Source organism: Nostoc sp. FACHB-892 (assembly GCF_014698795.1).
Taxonomy (GTDB): domain Bacteria; phylum Cyanobacteriota; class Cyanobacteriia; order Cyanobacteriales; family Nostocaceae; genus Nostoc.
On record NZ_JACJTR010000008.1, the window covers coordinates 284,443 to 305,130 of the forward strand.

Genomic DNA, 20,688 nt, shown 5'->3' on the forward strand with positions numbered 1-20,688 from the left:
TAAGAATGGATTTATATGCGTTTACCAATTGCAATTAGTGCCATTTTAGTCGCGTCTTTGGGTTTGAGTACACCTGTAATATCTCAACCTCCTATACAGGTAGCCCAAAAACCAGCGTCTAATAATTTTGCCTTAGAACAATTTAAAATTAATTATCGATTATGGAAACAGAAAAAAATCTCTAATTATCGCTATGAATTTACTAGAAGTTGCAATTGTGTCCCCAAAGCCACAGAACCAGCAATTATTGAAGTACGTAACGGAGTCACAACTTCTATTACTTATAAATCTGCTAAAATCCCGGTAGATAAAGCATTATTTCAAAAATATAAGACAATTCCTAAGCTCTTTAATATCATTAGAAATGCGTTCATTCAAAGAGCAGCAAACGTGACTGTACAATATGACCCAATACTTGGCTATCCCACTCAAATTAGCATTGATTATGATAAACAAAGAACTGATGATACAATATTCTTTACAATTAGTAATCTGCAAAATATCGAGTAAATATAGCTGACGATAGTATGCATATAATAGAAAATTCCTAAGTTTTGGAAAAAGGCTTATTCAGCCATTCGATATCTAAAAGTTGGGGCAGCAAAATCAAAAATATCTAAATATAACAACCTGTCTTTAACAGGCTGGTTGAAAAGTTTTTTGCTGTGATCCCTCTTTTGTCACTCTGGGGAAATAAAAATTGGGGCTAAATGATGAAACCTAGATTTAGTCGAAAGGTTAGCGATCGCAAGCTAATAGAAACCTTCCAGGAAAGCTCTACAGTTAAAATCCTATCTGGGCAAGGGTTACAAATTATTCTCTGCCGAAAGTGACAAAAGAGGGGTGATACCATTTCACGAAAAATCTGATACAGATGTTACCCCCGAAAGCTTTGCTGCATCTAAGTTTTTTAATTGCGTTAGCGTAGCGAGGCGTAGCCCATTGCGAGTTGTGAATCGGTATGACTTCAGGCACTTTTAGAGGATGTTTGAAAAGTTCTCTTGTCGGTATGAAAGATTTTAGATCCCCCTAAATCCCCCGATAAATTGGGGAACTTTGAGAGCTTTTTGCTCCCCTTAAAAAGGGGGGTTGGGGGGATCAAAAGTGCCTAAAGTCACAGCGAAATACTTTTCAAACAACCTCTTAGATCCCCCTTAATCCCACTTAAAGAAGGTGAACCTGAATAAAAGTCTCCTTCCTTTTTAAGGCAGATTTTAGAGGGATCTAAAACTTTAAACTGAGCCGTGAAGTTTTCTTAGGGGTGATTTATCGGATTGTCAAAAACAGCATCATCAATTTATGGTAAATTCACCGAAACGTTGCTAAAACTTGAAATTTTATGAGAAAAATTATTATTGGGGTGATGGGGCCTGGAAAAAATGCGACAGCAAATGATTTGCAAAATGCTTATACACTAGGTCAATTTATTGCTAAACAAGGATGGATTTTACTCACAGGCGGTAAAAATGTAGGTGTAATGGATACAGTCAGTAAAGGTGCAAAATCTGGTGACGGTTTAACTATTGGTATTCTTCCCAGTGATAATCAAGAGAGTATTTCCTCTTCAGTAGATATTGCTATTTTCACAGACATGGGGAATGCTAGAAATAATATTAATGTTCTCAGTAGTGATGTGGTAATTGCCTGCGGTATGGGTGCAGGAACTGCTTCAGAAATTGCCTTAGCTCTGAAAGCAAGTAAGCAAGTAATTTTGTTGACTAACGATGAAGAAAGTAAGGTTTTCTTCAAAAAGTTATCGCCAGAAAATGTTTATATTGTGGAGAGTGTGGATCAAGCGATCGCTACTGCCAAAACAATCTTATACTGACTAGTAATTTGTAATATTTAAATCCCGTTAGTTAAGCTGATTGAATTGGCTCTCTAGAGCGCATCCAGTAATAACCCATACTTCTCTTCTTAGACTGCGTCCGAAGCGTAGCTATACCGCAGGCTTTACGATAACGCCCAGTACAAGTGCCCAATTCAAAGCGTCAGTGTTTCCCAATCTAAATCTGATGCTACTTGAGCAAGTTTATCCAAATCAGTTAGGTTATCTAAATAGGGCAAGCAGCCTAAAACTGGCGTGTTAGTAAGTGATTGAATCAATCGCTGTGGTGTCCAATCGGCTATTTCTGCATCGGTTCGGGGTTGTATGCAGTTTAGAACAATGCCTTTGAGATTGACACGTGATTGTCTGGCTAATGCTACATTCGCCACTGCTTGAGCGATCGCACCTAATCTAACTGGCACTACCAATACCGTTGGTAAACGCCATTCTCCCGCTAAATCAGCTACGGTTAATTCCTCAGTTACTGGCGAACCTAAACCTCCTAAGGCTTCTATAAGTAGAAAATCACGTTGCGATCGCAGTTTAGACAAAGCTTGCCAAACTACTGCTAAATCTACTTGGCGATTTTCCCGTGCTGCTGCTATGGGAGGCGCTAAAGGTGCTTGAAAGTACAAAGGCGTAATTTCTTCTGAGGATTGTTCTAATGCAAATAGCTTTTCATACCACTCGCGATCGCCAATCCCAGATTGAATCGGTTTCATAATTCCCCAGCTACGCTGCGGGTAATATTTTTGCCAATAGGCTGCTAAGGCTGTTGTTAAAACAGTTTTACCAGCTTCGGTATCAGTTCCAGTAATCAGTAGTGTGTTTAACATTAATTTCTTTGGCCAGAAAATGGTTGTGTTCCATCAGCCGGCGGAAAAGTTGGCGTTTCACCAGTTGTCGGAATTGGAAAGGGTGTCTCTGTCGGAATTGGCAAGGGTGTTTCTGTTGGAATTTGAAAAGGTGTCTCTGTCGGAATCGGCAGTGGTGTTTCTGTTGGAATTGGAAAGGGTGTTTCTGTTGGAACTGAGAAGGGTGTCTCTGTTGGAATTGGTAGAGGTGTTTCTGTTGGAATTGAAAAGGGTGTTTCTGTCGGAATTGGTTTGACTGGTTTTTCTAATGCAACATTGAGATTGTAATTGCTTTCGGTAACTCCTGAAACCAGTGTTAACTCAATACTATATCTACCAGTAGCCAGCAACGTGCCTTCATAAGATGTTACTTGCTGTCTACTATTATCAATTGGTTGTTGATCGGGACTGAAGACTGTTAGCAAAACGCTGCTTCCTGGGTCAAGAAACGCAGTTAAATTGTCACCTTCCTCCCCAAAAAAAGTATACCGGATGATTTGATTTGTTTTGAGGGTATCTGTAACCGTGGCCGGGTTAGTTGTTCTTAGATTAAGCCGCCTACTAGATACAGTAGGTTCCTCATTGATGGGTGTAGGTGTAGATGTGAATGTAGTACCACCAGAAATAACTGGTGAAGGGAAGTTTTGTGGAAGCGTCCCATCTGTTGCTGTTTTCGGCTGACTGCGGATTGAACTTACCAGCGCCCAAGAACCAAATCCTGCAATGATTATTACAGCAGTAGCAATTGCCGCGATCGCTAACGGATTATCCAACAGTGAACTAGTGGGAGTTGGTGTAATTACAGGATCGGGTTGTTTCTTGGGCGAAGCTGCTGGTGGTACTGAGTCAGGACGGCGACCAACAGCCATTGTCTGTAAGTTAGACGCATTCAGGGGAGGAAGACTGACTTGCTCTGAAGGTTGTAATGCTTGAGATACAGTAGCAGCACTTTGGTAGCGATCGCTTGGTATATGATTCAACATTCGATTCAACACCATAGCAAATCGCGGATTAACTGTTACCCACCGTTGCCAATTCCAAGTTAGTTGGTTTTCGTCAAATAAATCGCTTGGCTCTTTACCAGTAAGTAAAACAATTGCTGTTACTGCTAATGCATACAAGTCACTACTAGGATAAGCTCCTCCTGTTTGCATTTGTTCGCTAGGAGAGTAGCCTAATTTTCCCACAGTGGTTTCTGGCATTACACTCTCTGGCGATCGCAAACGTGTTGCCAGTTCTTTTACCACCCCAAAGTCAATTAACACGGGTTTAGCGTCACTATCTCGCAAAATAATATTTTCTGGCGAGATATCCCGGTGAATAATCCCTCGACTGTGAATATGCTCTAAAACAGGCAATAACAACTGGATCAACTTTAATACTTCAGGCTCCGTGAAGGTTCGACCTACAGCTAGCCGTTCATCCAACAGAGTTCGGTACGTTTGACCTGCAACGTAGTCTTCCACCAAAAATAAACGTTGGTCTTGCTCAAATCTTTCCCGGAATTTCGGTACTTGTGGGTGTTCGATTTGATATAAGATGGCAGCTTCTCGGTGAAAAAGCTCTTTTGCCTTCTCCCAAGCCAAAGCCTCGGTTGCTGTTGAAATCAATTCCTTGATCGCGCAAAGTTCATTAAAGCGCCTCTGGTCTTCTGCCAGATAGGTTCTACCAAATCCTCCTTGTCCGAGAATTTGAATTATGCGATAACGGTTTTGCAAGACAGTGCCAACTGTAATGGGTGGTTGCATGAGCGAATGATGAGTGTAGTAGCAACTGAGGAGGAAGTCACCCACAAAGATCAACTTCGAGAGGCGACACAGTTACATGCAGCGATATTCTACCTTACCTAAAGGGTATACCCCCAGTTAGGAGTATACGCAAAGTTATGCTTTAAATGTTTTATGCAACTCTCTTAACTGTCCACAGCAATATTGGCTGTCTGGGGCGTAGCACCTAAATAAGCAGGGGGCAGTACGGTTCGGATAAGCAGGGGAGGCAGGGGAGGCAGGGGAGGAAAAAGAGTTATTGTTCAGTAGTTCTTCTCTCAAGAACAGCTTCACTTCCCGAACTGCAACGCCAGCCTGCCTCAACCAAGAAATATTCTTAACCGAACCGTATTGAGGGAACAGGTGGCTACTGAGCGTGTTTGGAGTTATGTTTGTACCTTTTTCTCTGCCCCATGCCCCACGTTTCCTGCCTCTTGTGGATTAAAACTTAAAATTAAATCTGCTAGTTTATTTATTGTTAGTATCATAGAATATAATAGGATACATAATGCACACTTAGCCTAAAGTATTCTCCTGTTTAAGAACAAACTTCATTATCACTTAAGTTATAAATGCTTTACTGTCAGTTAGAAATGAGGTATTTAGAAGAAGCAATTTATCACACCAATCTTTGAGAGATTGGGGTTATTTACCTCAACCTAAAAAATTTGAACTATAAACCTAGTGGATGGACTAAATGTCCGTTAAGCTATCAATAGTTTGCTTGCCAAGAAAATTAGACAGTTAGTGAATGATAATTTTATGGGAAAATGTTTAAATTTTGTATGGAAGCTTTAACAAAACTCACAGATGTTTTTTTAGGCGATTTCTCGGTTAAATCTATTAAATATCCAATGATAATATTGCTATGAATGCACATAGAGGATCTGCTGTGCTGAGTTCTGCAACTTTCAAAGTGCAACCATCTGCAACAGGACTGACCGATAATCATCGCCTGCGGCTGTTTTCTGGCTCTGCCAATATACAACTGTCTCAAGAAGTCGCTCGTTATGTGGGCATGGACTTGGGGCCAATGATTCGCAAAAGATTTGCAGATGGAGAACTTTACGTTCAAATCCAAGAGTCGATTCGGGGTTGTGATGTCTATTTAATCCAGCCATGTTGTCAACCCGTGAACGATCATTTAATGGAATTATTGATTATGGTTGATGCTTGTCGTCGAGCTTCTGCGCGACAGGTAACGGCAGTAATTCCCTACTATGGTTATGCTCGTGCCGATCGCAAAACAGCAGGACGAGAGTCAATAACAGCCAAGCTAGTTGCTAATTTGATCACCGAAGCAGGTGCTAACCGCGTTCTAGCAATGGATTTGCACTCGGCTCAAATCCAAGGTTATTTCGATATACCTTTTGATCATGTTTACGGATCACCTGTATTGCTAGATTATCTAGCAAGTAAAGAACTGCCCGATCTTGTGGTTGTTTCCCCCGATGTTGGCGGTGTAGCGAGAGCCAGAGCATTTGCCAAAAAACTGAATGATGCCCCACTGGCAATTATTGATAAACGTCGTCATGCTCATAATGTCGCCGAAGTTTTAAATATCATCGGCGATGTTAAAGGCAAAACAGCAGTGTTGGTGGATGACATGATCGACACTGGAGGCACGATCGCAGAAGGAGCGCGGTTACTGCGTGAAGAAGGAGCGCGTCAGGTATACGCCTGTGCAACTCATGCAGTATTCTCTCCACCAGCGATGGAGCGTTTGTCAAGTGGTTTGTTTGAGGAAGTCATTGTCACCAATACGATCCCCATACCAGAAAACAATCGTTTTCCACAATTAGTGGTGCTATCAGTAGCTAATCTTTTAGGAGAAACTATCTGGCGGATTCATGAAGATACTTCAGTCAGTAGTATGTTCCGCTAGACTGCCATTCACGTTATAGGCATTAATTACCCACACCGCACCTGATCAAGAGGGCAGTGTGGGCTTTTAGTTATGGTGGTATCCAACTAAAATGGATGCAGCACTGCCAAATTAGAATACTTTGATTCAGTTTGGACAATTTGGCTAAAGAGGATAAAAGGATGGTTACAACTCCTAAAAAAGTGATTTCAGTTTTACCTCTAGAAAATGGCGATCGCTTATCTCGCTACGAATTTGAGCGTCGCTATCAGGCAATGCCGAATTTAAGAAAAGCTGAACTGGTTGAAGGAGTTGTGTATATCATGGCATCGCCACTGAGAATTAAAAGTCATGGCGAACCACATGGAGACTTGATCGGGTGGTTGTGGAACTATAAAACGGCAACGCCTGGCGTTGTTATGGGAATTGAACCCACAGTGCGTTTAGATGCGGATAATGAACCACAGCCTGACGCGGTATTATTTATTCCGGGCAGACAGGCATTGATTAGTGAGGATGATTATATCCAAGGCGCACCCGAACTGGTGATAGAAGTGGCAGCAAGCAGTGCAGCCATCGATTTACATGATAAAAAACGCACCTACCGACGCAATGGAGTACAGGAGTATATTGTCTGGCGAACATTAGATAATCAGTTGGATTGGTTTAAATTACAAGCGGACGAGTATGTTTTGCTACCAACCGATGAGCAGGGAATTATTCGCAGTCAGGTGTTTCCAGGCTTGTGGTTGTCGGTAGTTGCCTTACTCTCAGGAGAAATGGCAACAGTGTTATCTGTGTTACAAACAGGTTTAGCTGCCACTGAACATCAAGAATTTATGCAAAAGTTAACGATACAACCAAACTCGAAGTAGTGAAAGCAACTGCTCAGTATCTACAGGTTTGGTGATGTAGTCAGAGGCTCCAGCTTCGATGCACTTTTCGCGATCGCCTGGCATGGCTTTAGCAGTTAAAGCAATTATTGGTAAGGAGCGAAACTGTGGTTGCTGACGGATGGCGCGGGTGGTTTCGTAACCATCCATTTTCGGCATCATGATGTCCATCAAAACTATATTAATGTCAGGATTACTTTGCAGTATCTCTATGCCATCTCTGCCATTTTCAGCAAACAGCACCTGCATTTGATAGCTTTCTAAAAAGCTGGTAAGGGCAAAAATATTTCGTAAGTCATCATCCACAATCAAAATTGTCCGATTCGCCAGCACCGGGTCAGTTTGGTGTAGTTGCTCTAGTATTTGCCGCTTTGGTGGGGGCAAATTTGCTTGCACGCGATGCAAAAATAGGGCAGTTTCGTCTAACAATCGCTCTGGCGATCGCACATTTTTAATGATAATTGTCTCTGCTAGCCCCCGCAGTTGGGTTTCTTCTTGTCGGCTGAGTTCTTTGCCGGTGTAAACGATGATTGGCAGTTTTAAAAGCCTGGGTTCTTGCTTTATTTGCTCAATTAGTGTAAAGCCGCTCATATCAGGCAGACCGAGATCCAATACCATACAATCAAAGTGATGCGATCGCAAAATTGAGAGGGCTTCTGCTCCCGTACCCACTGCTGTACTTTGGACATCACCATTACCAATCAGTTCGATAATACTCTGGGCTTGTACGGGGTCATCTTCTACGATTAAGAGATTTTTTACCTGACGCTCAATAAAGCCTTTAATCTCAGTCAATACTTGAGTTAGTGCTTCTGGAGAGACGGGTTTTTGGAGATAGGTAATCGCTCCTAGTTGTAATCCCCGTTGCTGTCTTTCATCTACAGAAAGTATATGTACTGGTATGTGTCTAGTATCTGGCTTATGTTTGAGACGATCCAATACCGTCCACCCATCCATCTCTGGCATATGGATATCTAGCATAATCGCATTGGGCTTAAACTGTTGCGCTAGTGCTAGCCCTTGTTTACTTTGTAAAGCAACAATGGTTTTAAATCCCTGCTCACGCGCCATATCTAGTAAGATGCGGGCAAATTTATCGTCATCCTCGATAATTAGCAAAATGCGATCGCCCGGTTGAATTATTTCCCGGTCATCTGGGATTTCGTTGGCAAAGGTGGTAAGTACTTTCGCGGTTGCGAAGGTATCCACAGATGCGGGTTTGTTTTCAACTATTGGCACTTCTTTTGCGATCGATGCTGTGCGAATAGAGGTGGTAGACTGAGGGGATAGTGGGCTAAGAATATTTTTACCATTATTTTCTTGCCGCATGGGCAAGTAGAGGGTGAAGGTGCTTCCCTGCCCTGGTTGGCTGACTATTTCAATTCTGCCGCCCAACAATTGAGCCAATTCGCGGCTGATGGATAGACCTAAACCAGTTCCCCCGTACTTGCGGCTGGTTGTGCCATCTGCCTGCTGAAATGCCTCGAAAATAATCTTATGCTTCTCGACTGGAATGCCTATACCCGTGTCGCTAACTGCAAAAGCAATTATGGGATTATCAACTTCGGCTGCGTCAGTTGCCGTGCTAATCTGTAACTTTACGCCTCCTTGTTCAGTAAACTTAAAGGCGTTAGCTAAGAGATTTTTCAGTACTTGTTGCAGACGTTTGGAGTCGTTATAAATTGTCGGTGGTAACTTCTCATCTCGTTCAATAATAAAACTGAGTTCTTTATTGTGAGCAACTTGCCGGAAAGTCTGCTCTAGAGATGCCTCCAAATCTGTAAAAGCAATTTGTTCAATATCGAGCAACATAGTACCCGACTCAATTTTTGCCAAATCTAGAATGTCATTGATCAACTCCAGCAAATCAGTCCCAGCCGAGTAAATAGTCCGGCTATACTCTACTTGTTTGTCGGTCAAGTTGTTAAGGGAGTTATCTGCTAGCAGCCTTGCTAAAATTAACAGGCTATTTAGCGGTGTCCTTAACTCGTGGGACATATTGGCAAGAAATTCTGACTTATATTTGGAAGACAACGCCAGTTGTTCAGCTTTTTCTTCAAAAGACTGCCTCGCCCGCTCAACTTCCTGGTTCTTGCGGGCAACTTCCCGATTTTGGACTTCTAACAGTTCTGCCTTTTCTTCTAGCTCCTCATTTAATTGCTGTAATTCTTCGTTAGACTGCTTGACAAGATATTGTGATTCTTCTAACTCGTGCGTCTGTTCTTCCAAGCGTTGATTGCTCTGCTGTAGTTCTTCTTGCTGATTTTGCAGTTCCTCTGTTAAAGCAACAGACTCTTCAAGTAGTCGCTGAGTTTGCAATTGGGAAGCAATGTTATTTAAAAATACACCAATAATTTCACTAAATTGATCTAAAAATGTTAGATGCAGCTGGCTAAAAGGCGCAAAAGAGGCAAGTTCAATTACAGCACTCACCTGTCTCTCAAATAGTATAGGCAAGACAATAATATTTAGCGGTGGAGCTTCCCCCAAACCGGAACTGATACGGATATAGTCGCTAGGAACTTCTGTTAGGAGGATTCTTTGTTTTTCTAGGGCGCATTGTCCCACCAATCCCTCGCCCAAACGAAACTGGTTTGCGAGAGTTTTACGCTCTTTGTAAGCATAACTGCTTAATAATTTTAGTACAGGCTCGTCGTCTATAGAGTCCATGAAATAAAAAACGCCCTGCGATGCCCCAACCAGTGGTGCTAGATTTGACAAAATGAGGCGAGCCGCACTTTCTAGATTTCGATGCCCTTGGAGCATCTTGGTAAATTCAGCCAAATTAGACTTTAGCCAGCTTTGCTCATCATTTTTTTTAGTTGTGTTTTGCAGATTAACGATCATCTGGTTGAATGTGCGGGTTAACACGCCGATTTCATCATGGCGATCGCTATCTGGTAAACTCACAGATAAATCCCCATCCGCCATTTTTTCTGCCAAATCAGAAACTTGCTTCAGAGGTACTGAGATATGTCTGGTCAGGGCGAATCCAATTAAACCTAAGATCAAAGAAAACACAGGAATACTATAGATAATGCTATTGATCGTTTTTTGACCAGCAACTCTTGCCCTAGTAGAGCGCTGTTGCAGTAGTCTATTCTCCTCTGTTTTCATTGCCTGGATAACTTTCTCGATCTTATCCATCAGCTGCTTACCCTCGTCTGTCAGAACAGCTTTCTGGGATGCTTCTAAGCCCTGGCTTCGCCGTAACTCAATGACACCTTTCATTACAGCCATTCTCTCGATTACCAGTGGCTGTAAAACATCAAGCCGATTTTGTTGGTTGGGGTTATCTGCCGTTAACCTCTCAATTTCATTGATTTTTTGATTGAGTACTTGAATGGCAGCGTTATAAGGTTCTAAATAGCGCTGTTCTCCAGTAATAATGTAACCGCGCTGGCCTGTCTCAGCATTTGTCAGTTGCAAATTGAGGTCTTCAAGCTGACTTAATACTTGGTAGGTATGGCTTTCTTTACGCGAAGTTTCAATTAGCTCATTGGTGCTTTGGTAGGAGATTAAACCAATAACGGTCAGAGTTGCCAAGCTTAGGGCAAAACTAATTCCAATTTTGGTTCCAATCTTCAAACGTTTCAACATTATTCCAGGCAGTTATTTCAATGATTGGTTGCTAAATATTATTTGTTTCCTAATATACAAATACATTTATATTATTTAATCATTTGATAAAAGATATTATTAAACAATATAATTTTCTAATATTTTAATATTTAGTTTAACATTAAACTTTGAGATAGTATATGGCGGTTCGCATTCAAATGCAGTACAAGATTATTATATGCGAGGTGTAGAGGCACGGCACTGCCGTGCCTTTACAGGTGTACCTTACGTAAATGAGAACTATAACTTATAACTTCTTTCTAAAGAAGCAGCCACCATTGTTTTTATTGCATTTTGTGGTGGATAATTAAATCCTTATTATTAGATTATAAATTTAATAATAGGTTTATAACTAAAGAATGGTGGTTTTTATGAGTGCAGTAGTTGACTTAAAAAGATCCAAATTTTACAAATGGCAAAAGGTCGAATTTTTTGGTGATTCAGAACTATAATATAATACTTTCATAACTCTGAATACTGGTCGTATCTTGTAGAAATGGGAATGGGTTCAGAACTAGAAATGGGTAGGATTGGTTGTAAAACCACAATTTTGCTGTTTGAAACAGATATTATCTTCTCTCAATACGAGCCTGTTATAGCTTAGATTTGAGCTTGAGATAATCTCAAAAGCAAAAATTCATTGATTAAAGCAATTATATTAACAATTTTTTTTATAAAAAATATATTTATTGATGTTGGATATAGCATCAATTTTATTATACTTGACTATCTAGTTCAACCATAAACTGAGTTATATAAAACAGCATTTTGGCGGGAAGTTAAGACTTTAAAAACAGCTTATATTCATTATGATTATCTCTTTTTTAGGGCAAACAATCTACTTTTACTTTCTAAAAATCTTCGTATATATGCACAACACCGTTGTAATGTCAAACCCCTTAAGATTAACTTTGACGTTTAACGAATGCTCATGACGGAAGGCTTTTTAAAGTTAATGCCAGGCTATTGGCTAATAACTTCGCGATCGCTTATACTACCATTAGCTACAGATTGGCTATAGATACGAAAATCTTGAATTTTGTTACTCTCTAAAATAGCTCTTGCACCTGCCATGTAGATATCAGTACTATTTAGGACTAATAAGTAATTGCCAAGGTTAACTTGAGTTTTATAATTCCTAGCTAGATCGTTAGGAATTTCTAAAGTAGTGTAATAATCTTTATAACCACTAATATCTGCCTCAACAAGACTATTGAGCGTGTTTATATCCTTAGTAATTACCAAGACTTGACTCATAGGGAAGCCAGCAGTTCTTAGTTCAGTAAGTGCTTTTTCTGTGTCTTGGTGTGTAGAAAAAACACCAACTGCTTTTTTATAGCGGCTATTTGGGGTCAAGTATGGCTTATAAATGCTCCACTGTTGAATATCACGGCGATTAAAAATCCTCTTAGCAACGCGAATCTCTATATCTATGCCGGTTACTATTACCAAATAGTAACCTTTACAAACTAGATCGCTGTAACCCTGCACTTGCTCTTTAGGAATTCTTAAAGCTAATAAGACACTAGGCAAACCACTTGCCACTGTATTAACCTCATCACCTGCTAAAGTGGTAGCGATCGCTGTTGCTTCTGCTCCGGCTAGCATAACTCGTCCTATATTAGGAATTACCGAGAGGACTAAACCAGTTAATAAGCCGTCAGTAATATCGCCTAAAGTACTAGTAGTGATGCCTCCATTAGCATCTTCAAAAGATGTATTGCTAGTGCGCTCTTTAAGTTGAACACCAGCAATATCACTTTTTTCTTCTGCATTCCGTGCAATTACAGAAACTTTCTGCATTGGGAAATTAGAAGCGTTTAGTTCCTGAAGTACTAATTGTGTATCGGAACAACTAGCGAAAACTCCTACAGTTGTTCGCTCTTTTTCTAATGTCATTTTATCGGTTTGTGGCGGATTGAAGTGATTCCCATCCTAAGAGTGTTAGCTAATTTGAGGTAATTATACAGCCCGACGAGTCAGTAAACCCCAAAGGAAAATCAGTAGCATAGCACCAAGAACAGCAAATAAAATGCTTCCAAGGGAGAAAGCTCCAGCAGATGCAGCGGCTGCTGAACCACTTCCTAATAAAGCTTGACCCAAATAACCCCCAACTACGGCTCCAAGTATCCCTAATACAATGGTGGAAAGAATACCGCCACCTTGGGTTCCCGGATAAAATAACTTAGCCAACGCACCTGCAATTAAACCCAAAACCAACCAAGCAATAATGTTACCCATTGTATTTCTCCTTCCTTGAGAATCTTATTTGTTTGCTTTCGACTATTTCATATTAAAGTTTGTCTACAAAATTCCTGATCTATCTAGAGAACTAATATCAAAAATCTTTAGATATCATTTGAATATTCACTAGGTCGTCTTTGAGGATAAATATCTAAATTTAGTAACAATTTAGATATCTCCAGAAATTAAATATGCGTTATTCCGAACCCTTATAGAGACACAGCACTGCTACATCTCTACATTCTTTATTCTTTTTCCAAGATGTCTATTTGGTAAGGCAAAGAGACTGTTTTCTGCTTGAACTACATAATCCAAGTTGCAGATGCGCCAATTTTAAGTGCTTCATTATCGTCAGTTCAGACGATGCCTGTAGTTTTTGTTGCCTAAACACATGAAAATTTGACTTTAAGTTACTATTATGCATAACTGAGAGTCAAACCAAGATAGGAGTGTGAATTCAACTTGAGGATTATGTTTGTCTTTAAATATCAAGCAGAAAATTCTGTGCATTCAATTGTTGACAGAAAGATCATAAAGATTTGAATTTGAGATTGTATGAAGGTGGTATTAGCTGCTCACAATTCAGGAGTAAGAACTATAGAAAGAGCTAGTTGATAAAGTTGGCGACGGGGAAGGGAGGTAAATTTTGCTAACTGACGGCTAGCTTGCGATCGCGATATTCCTTGACTAATTAACTGTTTCAATTCGGCTTTCAATTCCTCTTCTGTCAGTTGCGGACTGCTAGCTGGAATTCCCGCCACTACTAATGTATATTCACCTTGGGGTTCTCGTTGGCTGTAGTGAGCGATCGCTTCGGCAATTGTCCCCCGCCAAAATTCTTCATACAATTTAGTTAACTCCCGCCCTAGCACAATTTGGCGATCGCTTCCCCAAACCTCAGCTAAGTCTTGCAAAGTATCTCGCAAACGGTGGGGCGATTCGTAAAAAATCAATGTGCGAGATTCTGTTTGCAGAGACTCTAAATGTTCTTGTCTCTGTTGACTTTTCGCTGGGAGAAAGCCTTCAAAAACAAACCGATCCGTTGGTAATCCAGCTGCACTCAATGCTGTAATTGCTGCACTAGCGCCAGGAATGGGAACTACTGAAATTCCCGCCTCAATGCAGGCTTTCACCAGTTCATATCCCGGATCGGAAATTCCTGGCATTCCCGCATCACTCACAAGAGCGATCGCTTTATTGTTAATTAAATGCTCTAATAATTCTGGAATGCGGCTGGTACGATTGTGCTCGTGGTAACTCACCTGGGGTGTTTTAACTTGAAAATGCTGTAGTAGTTTCCCTGTGTGACGCGTATCTTCCGCAGCAATGATATCCACAGTCTGCAAAATTCGCACCGCCCGAAAGGTTATATCTTCCAGGTTGCCAATTGGTGTGCCGACAACGTAAAGTGTTCCTGGTTTTGGATCGGTTTGCATGAGCAAGAGTTAAAAGTTAGGAGTTAGGAGTTAGGAGTTAGGAGTTAGGAGTTAGGAGTTAGGAGTTAGGAGTTAGGAGTTAGGAGTTAGGAGTTAGGAGTTAGGAGTTAGGAGTTAGGAGTTAGGAGTTAGGAGTTAGGAGTTAGGAGTTAGGAGTTAGGAGTTAGGAGTTTAAAGTTAAAAATAATAAGGGACTTCCAGAAAATAAATTATCCAATTTACTCAGATCATATTTTTCTTTCTCCCCCTGCATACACCACGATAGGATATTTTTTTCGTTGGAAGTCCCTAATTTATGCACCTATACGAACGTAAATGATAAATGGATAATCTAAAATCCAAAATTCAAAATCTGAAATCGGCTCATGGGTTATTTGTGGGCTTGGTAACCTTGGATTTGATTTACCTTGCTGACTCTGCCCCTAAGAATAATCAGAAAATTGTCGCTACTGACTATATTGTGGCAGCAGGGGGACCAGCTACAAACGCGGCTGTGACTTTCAGCCATTTAGGAAATCAGGCTACAGTCTTGAGTGTAGTTGGTTCTCACCCAATGACACAGCTAATTCGAGGTGATTTGGCAAATTACAAAGTTGCGATCGCAGACCTTGAGCCTACCACTGATTTAGCACCGCCTATCTCCTCAATTATTGTCACCCAAAGTACGGGTGAACGCGCTGTAGTTTCCATCAATGCTGTCAAAACTCAAGCCAGCAACGCATCTATCCCGGCAGATATTTTGCAAAATATCAATATCGTACTGATTGATGGACATCAGATGGCCGTTAGTTATTCCATAGCCCAAATGGCTAAAGTCAAAAATATCCCAGTAGTAATTGATGGTGGGAGTTGGAAGCCTGGATTTGAGCAAATTCTGCCGTTTGTAGATTATGCCGTCTGTTCAGCTAATTTTTATCCCCCCAACTGCCAGACTGGAGAAGACGTTTTTGCCTATCTGAGTGGATTTGACATTCCTCACATTGCGATTACCCACGGACAAAAACCAATTGAATACTGGAGTTGCACCAAAACTGGTATCGTAAATGTACCGCAGATTCAAGCTGTTGATACGTTAGGGGCTGGAGATATTTTCCACGGTGCTTTCTGTGATTACATTTTAAGAGAAAGTTTTACTGATGCACTGGCACTGGCAGCTAATATTGCGGCTGATTCCTGTAAATTATTTGGCACTCGGCGCTGGATGGATTTAAAGTGCTGAGTAGTCAGATTAATAAGGTCAAATTTAATGAAAGACTTAAAAGAAATATTAGCGATCGCTCGTGAGGTAGGTTGGCAAGCAGCAGATATACTGCGATCGTATTATCACGGTACTGCAAAAGACCCTGACTTAGAAGTAAAATATAAACAGAATGAGCCTGTTACTGTTGCAGATGTAGCTGTGAGTCAATACATTTTACAGAAGCTACAAGCAAATTTGGGTAATGAAGATTTTGCTTACATCAGCGAAGAAACCTATCAATCTCCAACTACGGGCGCACACCCTTCCGCCCCTTGGGTATGGATAATTGATCCTTTGGATGGCACACGAGACTTTATCGAAAAAACTGGAGACTATGCAGTTCACATTGCTTTAGTCAAAGAAACACGCCCAGTGTTGGCAGTGGTGGTAGTACCAGAGGCTCAAAAGTTATATTACGCTACCAAAGGTGGCGGTACATTTGTAGAAACCTGTGATGGTTCTGTTCCTTTACAAGTGTCGTCAGGCAAACGAGTTGAGGATTTAACCTTAGTGGTTAGTCGCTCTCACCGCAACCAACGCTTAGATTACTTGCTACAAAACTTACCCTGTCAAAATCATAAATCTGTAGGTAGTGTAGGCTGTAAAATTTCCACCATTGTCGAGCAACAGGCAGATATCTACATTTCCCTTTCCGGCAAGTCAGCACCCAAAGACTGGGATATGGCAGCACCAGAACTGATTTTAACAGAAGCTGGTGGTAAATTTACTCACTTCGACGGCACTCCGTTACAGTACAACACTGGAGATATTAATCAATGGGGAGGTTTGCTAGCTAGTAACGGTGAATATCACGAGGTGCTGTGTAAGGAAGCAGAAAGGATTTTAGCGCAGTTTGAGCAGAGTTAAAACCTGAGACATTTTGGGATGAATATTTCTCAATTTGCTTTTAAGACACTTAGTCATGTTATGATTAGCCCGACTACCGATAATAATCTTTACCCCTTAGTCCACAGCTGAATTTTGAAAACACTCAATAACTGGGCGATCGCTAGTTGATTTCGATTTCCTGTTAAAAGTGTGATTGTGAATAAAATTCACAATTAGACGATATTCAAAGGCTGAAGGCTGTGTTACACTCATGGGCATAAGGATTATTTTCGTTTGAGTAACTCGTTTTAATTTATAAAAAGCGTGTCTCTGAATTTAACCCTCTACACTCTCTGAATTCGGATATTTCTATGTCAATTTACGTCGGAAACCTGTCCTATCAGGTTACAGAAGAGGACCTAAAGCAGGCTTTTGCAGAATACGGAAAAGTAAATCGTGTTCAACTACCCACAGATCGGGAAACAGGCCGGCCTCGTGGGTTCGCTTTTGTGGAAATGGAATCAGACACACAAGAACAAGCTGCCATTGATGCACTTGATGGTGCTGAGTGGATGGGACGTGATTTGAAAGTGAACAAAGCTAAACCTCGTGAGGAAAGAAGCAATTCTTCTCGTGGTAGCTGGGGTGGCGGTAATGCCGGCCGCAACAATAATCGCTACTAAGTCGATTCCTAAAAATTTCACATTTAGTTAAAACAAAAATAAGCCCCACATCCGATCCGTTCGCGGAGCGTCTCGCAGAGAAGGGCGATGTGGGATTAATTTTTAGGCGATAACGAATTAACCCCTAACCGTTTTGAGCTGTAAGCTTGATAAGGTGGGGGTTAATGGCAAAGTGTCATTTGTAAGTTTGAGCCGATCAATATCGTCGTTGTTTTGTCTTCGTGAGCCGAATACAAACGTAGTTTATAGATTTAATACTTTCTTTCTCTTAAACGCCTACATAATGCCTTTAGAAACAGAGAAAGGTGAGCAATTGCTAGGGACAAGCAACGTCATAAACAACGTTCTCGCTTCAGTTAATAATAGGACTTAAACACTGTACAAATGCATGATGATATGCATTACCTAAAATAGGAAGTTTTCAGACTTTTCTTAATTATCCTGCGATGCCTACGGCGGTAAACTACGTAAATAGATGATGCTGTAGGGGCACAGCATTGCTGTGCCCTTACGAAAGATATGGAGAAGCAAGCTACTTGGGTTTCAGTTGACACAAATGCACAGGTGTCAAACCCTACCTTGTACCTGATCCGACAAAGAAGAACTATAGTTTGTTAAGTTCCATTTGCGGAACTTGCAGCAATATAAATGTATTCTTTTTATATAGCCATAAAGTGTTGTAGATATTCTTAATTTGCAATCCTTAGCTTTAGATTTTCAAGGAAATGTTACGACTCTATCATTTATTACTAGGTTTTATTCTACTGGTATCAATACCTCTAGGAGCAAAATTTGTTCTCCCCAAATTTTCTCCACCCAAAGTGGAAAAAACCACTGCCGTTGCAAAACTTTCCAACCCTAATGAAGGAAATATCTGGCAGAAAATCTTAGGAGATACTGCTACTCCAACTAACTGGCAAGTTACTGCTTGTAAGGGAAATGCGCCTTTATTATGTGTCTCCTCCAAAGATGAACTATTGGGTACAGTTGAGATTAACGTTTATCCATTAGCAAACAATGAGGATTTCCAAAAGAAACTCATAGCAGCCGGGATTCCACCTGGTTTCAAAGTGGACTACCAAAGTTCCAAATACCAAACCCAGGTATTAACAGCACTTAAGGCTTGGGTTGGAGATTACTACACTACTGTTGCAAAAGATCGTCAGGGTGAATATGGAAAAGAAATTACTTTCTTAACCTACCCACCGCAATCAGTAGCGGTGGGTAAGCTTCAAGGAATTCGCTATGGGTTCGCCGGACTCAAGCAAAAAGGTGGAGTACAAGAGCAACATATCGGTCATGTCGCCTTTGATGGTAAGAAACTTTACGTAATTACCACTGCCTTTGACCCAGGTTCGCAAACAGGTAAGTTTGATAAACTAGAAAACTTGGCTATTTTTCAACCTTACCTATATGCGATCGCAGCAGATTTGCGTTTACCCTGATAAAGATTGGGGATTGAGAAATCCTCCTAGTCCCCACTCCTCATCAACCTAAATCTCTGCCACCGCCCGTTCAATCAAGCGACGTGCTAGAGTTTGCGTACCGGTGTGTTCATAATAATTCGTTGTTACATCCAGGAACGCTGCGAGGTAGTCCAACTTATCATCAGCAATATCGGCAAAACTTTGCAAGTTGTGTACAACCTTTTGTGGCGTTAAATTATTGGCGCTAACTAGCCCATTCATCCAACCTTTAACTGAGTCAAAGCTTTCACCAATAAAATTGAGTTTGCTACCAGCATTATTACCTGGAATCACATCTTTAATGTTTTGGAAAGTTGAGTTTTTTTCTAATTCCTGTGGATTTGTTTGATTAAGCCCAGATATTGCTTTGCTGATGAAGTCTGGGCCCAGAGGTATTAAACCATCAACGCAAATTAATGCCACCATGCGGATGAGTGATTCGCCACTATACTCACCTAAAGAAGCGACAAAATCCCCAATACTGTCTCCAGGAATACCGTTAATTTGACAGAAGGCTACTAACTCAGCCACTAATTTCAATGTCAAATCGATGGTTTGAGCTTTATCAGGTTTAGGAGTAACGGAGTTTAAAAAACCCAACAAAGGAATTTTCTCGCCAACTTTGTTAGCTAAAGCGGCTGCACCAAGCGCTTTATCTGTACCATCAACGGTTTGATATAACCACAAGGCTGTTTGGTATCCTTGGGATTTGTCGTTGAATAGATAAATCGCTCTTTCGCCAATTTGTTGAATTAAATCTTCATCGTCCTCGCCAGTGACGGTCTTAATGGTGTTGACAAAGCCGACAGTATTTTGCCACTCTCCTGGAGCAACAAAATCGAGGGACTTCAACAAAGAAATGGTCAAGCCACCAGTTGGTAATTGATCAACCAAATCAACAATCGATTTGCTCACAAAAATCTCCTTATTTAGTTTTTGTTATCTGAATGTTTGTAGTGCAAATCATTTCAGTCTAGCCAGACCATTAAGATTAAACTTCTCTAGCCAATTTGCGCGATCGCTAGCTGTAAATGACGGATTGCTGGAAATTGCTTTTACTTGGTACTTACCTACTAAAATTGCAGTTTGCGTCTTACCAACTTCCACTGCGGGATAACCGCCAATTTTTTTCGTGCTTTTCGAGAACTTTGCTGCTGCACTAGGTGTGCTAGTAGTATCAGAAATAGACAGTAATGCTACATCTTTACCGCCTTTTTTCAACTTCAAATTGGCAAAGCCTTTTTTCTCTTGGGTATAGACACCCTGGTAGCCATCACTAGCTTTTGGGAAAAGTTTATTAAATTCACTACCCTGAGTTGCAGTCTTAGCCACCGCAACGTTTTTTTGTTGAGTACTTTCTTTTTGCGCCTGGTCAAAACGTCCAGGTGTTTTTGGACTACAGGCTGTTGTCAGTAGTACTACTGACAGCAACAAAGCAGCTATTACCGTACGCCCACGTTTTAAAATCATTCTTGGCTTCTCCTTATACTTGAGCTTTGAGGCAATTATCTGCGCTGCTAGCAATTATTACCCGTAAAATTTACTTTTTGATAATTATTGCTTAAGTTCTAAACTATAGCGGTTTGCACTTCAAAAAAGTCTTCAGTGCCATAATTAACGTACGAATTAACCCAATGCAAAAACGCTCTCCCGAAAGGGAGAGCGTCTTTATATTTATAGATAATCGTGAAGATTGTATCTCAGATTATGATTAACCGTTGATAGCAGGAGCTATCAAAGCGACAGGAGCAACATCAGAAGCCGCCAAATCTAAGGGGAAGTTGTGAGCGTTACGCTCGTGCATTACTTCCATACCCAGGTTAGCCCGGTTGATTACGTCAGCCCAAGTGCTGATCACGCGACCGCTTGAATCAATAATTGATTGGTTGAAGTTGAAACCGTTCAAGTTGAACGCCATTGTGCTTACACCCAAGGCGGTGAACCAGATTCCGATTACAGGCCATG

17 protein-coding genes and 1 pseudogene are annotated in these 20,688 nt (G+C 40.9%); 9 read left to right on the plus strand and 9 right to left on the minus strand.

The features are described 5' to 3' along the window. Positions 1-15: 15 nt before the first annotated feature. From H6G96_RS13990 to H6G96_RS13995, 3 genes are all read left to right on the plus strand, one after another. Positions 16-510: a DUF6174 domain-containing protein gene (locus H6G96_RS13990; RefSeq protein WP_190912009.1), complete on the plus strand. Its 495-nt coding sequence runs from the start codon at positions 16-18 to the stop codon at positions 508-510. Positions 511-710: 200 nt separating this feature from the next. Beyond that, positions 711-833 (plus strand): hypothetical protein, encoded by a 123-nt coding sequence (locus H6G96_RS42375; protein WP_277932918.1) that lies wholly within the window; start codon positions 711-713, stop codon positions 831-833. Between the two features lie 506 nt (positions 834-1,339). Then, positions 1,340-1,828 carry a TIGR00725 family protein gene (locus tag H6G96_RS13995; RefSeq protein ID WP_190912010.1) on the plus strand — a complete coding sequence of 163 codons (489 nt, stop codon included), beginning with the start codon at positions 1,340-1,342 and terminating at the stop codon, positions 1,826-1,828. A gap of 155 nt (positions 1,829-1,983) precedes the next feature. Here H6G96_RS13995 and bioD read toward each other — a convergent pair whose 3' ends face one another. Together bioD and H6G96_RS14005 are read right to left on the minus strand one after the other, a co-directional pair. Beyond that, positions 1,984-2,664 (minus strand): dethiobiotin synthase, encoded by a 681-nt coding sequence (bioD, locus tag H6G96_RS14000; RefSeq protein ID WP_190912011.1) that lies wholly within the window; start codon positions 2,662-2,664, stop codon positions 1,984-1,986. After that, positions 2,664-4,430 carry a serine/threonine-protein kinase gene (locus H6G96_RS14005; protein ID WP_190912012.1) on the minus strand — a complete coding sequence of 589 codons (1,767 nt, stop codon included), beginning with the start codon at positions 4,428-4,430 and terminating at the stop codon, positions 2,664-2,666. The genes bioD and H6G96_RS14005 overlap by 1 nt, the downstream gene beginning before the upstream one ends. An 886-nt stretch (positions 4,431-5,316) precedes the next feature. Here H6G96_RS14005 and H6G96_RS14010 point away from each other — a divergent pair. Both H6G96_RS14010 and H6G96_RS14015 read left to right on the plus strand, forming a co-directional pair. Further along, positions 5,317-6,333 carry a ribose-phosphate pyrophosphokinase gene (locus H6G96_RS14010; RefSeq protein WP_190912013.1) on the plus strand — a complete coding sequence of 339 codons (1,017 nt, stop codon included), beginning with the start codon at positions 5,317-5,319 and terminating at the stop codon, positions 6,331-6,333. Between the two features lie 161 nt (positions 6,334-6,494). Then, a complete protein-coding gene (locus tag H6G96_RS14015; RefSeq protein WP_190912014.1) occupies positions 6,495-7,187 on the plus strand; it encodes a Uma2 family endonuclease in 693 nt (230 codons plus the stop codon). On the opposite strand, the gene H6G96_RS14020 is transcribed toward H6G96_RS14015, so the two are convergent. The 4 genes from H6G96_RS14020 to rsmI form a co-directional block, all read right to left on the minus strand. Next, a complete protein-coding gene (locus H6G96_RS14020; RefSeq protein ID WP_190912015.1) occupies positions 7,161-10,805 on the minus strand; it encodes a response regulator in 3,645 nt (1,214 codons plus the stop codon). The genes H6G96_RS14015 and H6G96_RS14020 overlap by 27 nt on opposite strands. Positions 10,806-11,789: 984 nt before the next feature. Beyond that, complete coding sequence (locus H6G96_RS14025; RefSeq protein WP_190912016.1) at positions 11,790-12,725, minus strand: hypothetical protein; 936 nt, start codon at positions 12,723-12,725, stop codon at positions 11,790-11,792. 63 nt (positions 12,726-12,788) lie between these two features. Next, positions 12,789-13,067 (minus strand): GlsB/YeaQ/YmgE family stress response membrane protein, encoded by a 279-nt coding sequence (locus H6G96_RS14030; protein WP_190912017.1) that lies wholly within the window; start codon positions 13,065-13,067, stop codon positions 12,789-12,791. A 578-nt stretch (positions 13,068-13,645) separates the two neighbouring features. Continuing rightward, the gene (gene rsmI / locus H6G96_RS14035) at positions 13,646-14,506 is read right to left on the minus strand and encodes a 16S rRNA (cytidine(1402)-2'-O)-methyltransferase (protein ID WP_190912018.1); all 861 of its coding nucleotides are present in this window, start codon (positions 14,504-14,506) and stop codon (positions 13,646-13,648) included. A gap of 322 nt (positions 14,507-14,828) precedes the next feature. Here rsmI and H6G96_RS14040 point away from each other — a divergent pair, with 322 nt between their 5' ends. The 4 genes from H6G96_RS14040 to H6G96_RS14055 all read left to right on the plus strand — a co-directional run bounded on the left by H6G96_RS14040 (position 14,829) and on the right by H6G96_RS14055 (position 18,702). Then, positions 14,829-15,725, plus strand: coding sequence for a sugar kinase (locus H6G96_RS14040; RefSeq protein ID WP_190912019.1), 897 nt, complete (start codon positions 14,829-14,831; stop codon positions 15,723-15,725). Positions 15,726-15,752: 27 nt separating this feature from the next. Further along, a complete protein-coding gene (locus H6G96_RS14045; RefSeq protein WP_190912020.1) occupies positions 15,753-16,613 on the plus strand; it encodes a 3'(2'),5'-bisphosphate nucleotidase CysQ in 861 nt (286 codons plus the stop codon). A gap of 332 nt (positions 16,614-16,945) precedes the next feature. After that, positions 16,946-17,257 carry an RNA-binding protein gene (locus H6G96_RS14050; RefSeq protein WP_190912021.1) on the plus strand — a complete coding sequence of 104 codons (312 nt, stop codon included), beginning with the start codon at positions 16,946-16,948 and terminating at the stop codon, positions 17,255-17,257. Positions 17,258-17,982: 725 nt separating this feature from the next. Then, positions 17,983-18,702, plus strand: coding sequence for a hypothetical protein (locus H6G96_RS14055; RefSeq protein WP_190912022.1), 720 nt, complete (start codon positions 17,983-17,985; stop codon positions 18,700-18,702). Between the two features lie 48 nt (positions 18,703-18,750). Here H6G96_RS14055 and H6G96_RS14060 read toward each other — a convergent pair whose 3' ends face one another. The 3 genes and pseudogenes from H6G96_RS14060 to H6G96_RS14070 all read right to left on the minus strand — a co-directional run. Continuing rightward, positions 18,751-19,638 carry a hypothetical protein gene (locus H6G96_RS14060; RefSeq protein WP_190912023.1) on the minus strand — a complete coding sequence of 296 codons (888 nt, stop codon included), beginning with the start codon at positions 19,636-19,638 and terminating at the stop codon, positions 18,751-18,753. 48 nt (positions 19,639-19,686) lie between these two features. Continuing rightward, positions 19,687-20,193 carry a hypothetical protein gene (locus tag H6G96_RS14065; protein ID WP_190912024.1) on the minus strand — a complete coding sequence of 169 codons (507 nt, stop codon included), beginning with the start codon at positions 20,191-20,193 and terminating at the stop codon, positions 19,687-19,689. Between the two features lie 241 nt (positions 20,194-20,434). Beyond that, positions 20,435-20,688 (minus strand): annotated as a pseudogene (locus tag H6G96_RS14070) (photosystem II q(b) protein); the annotation flags it as partial.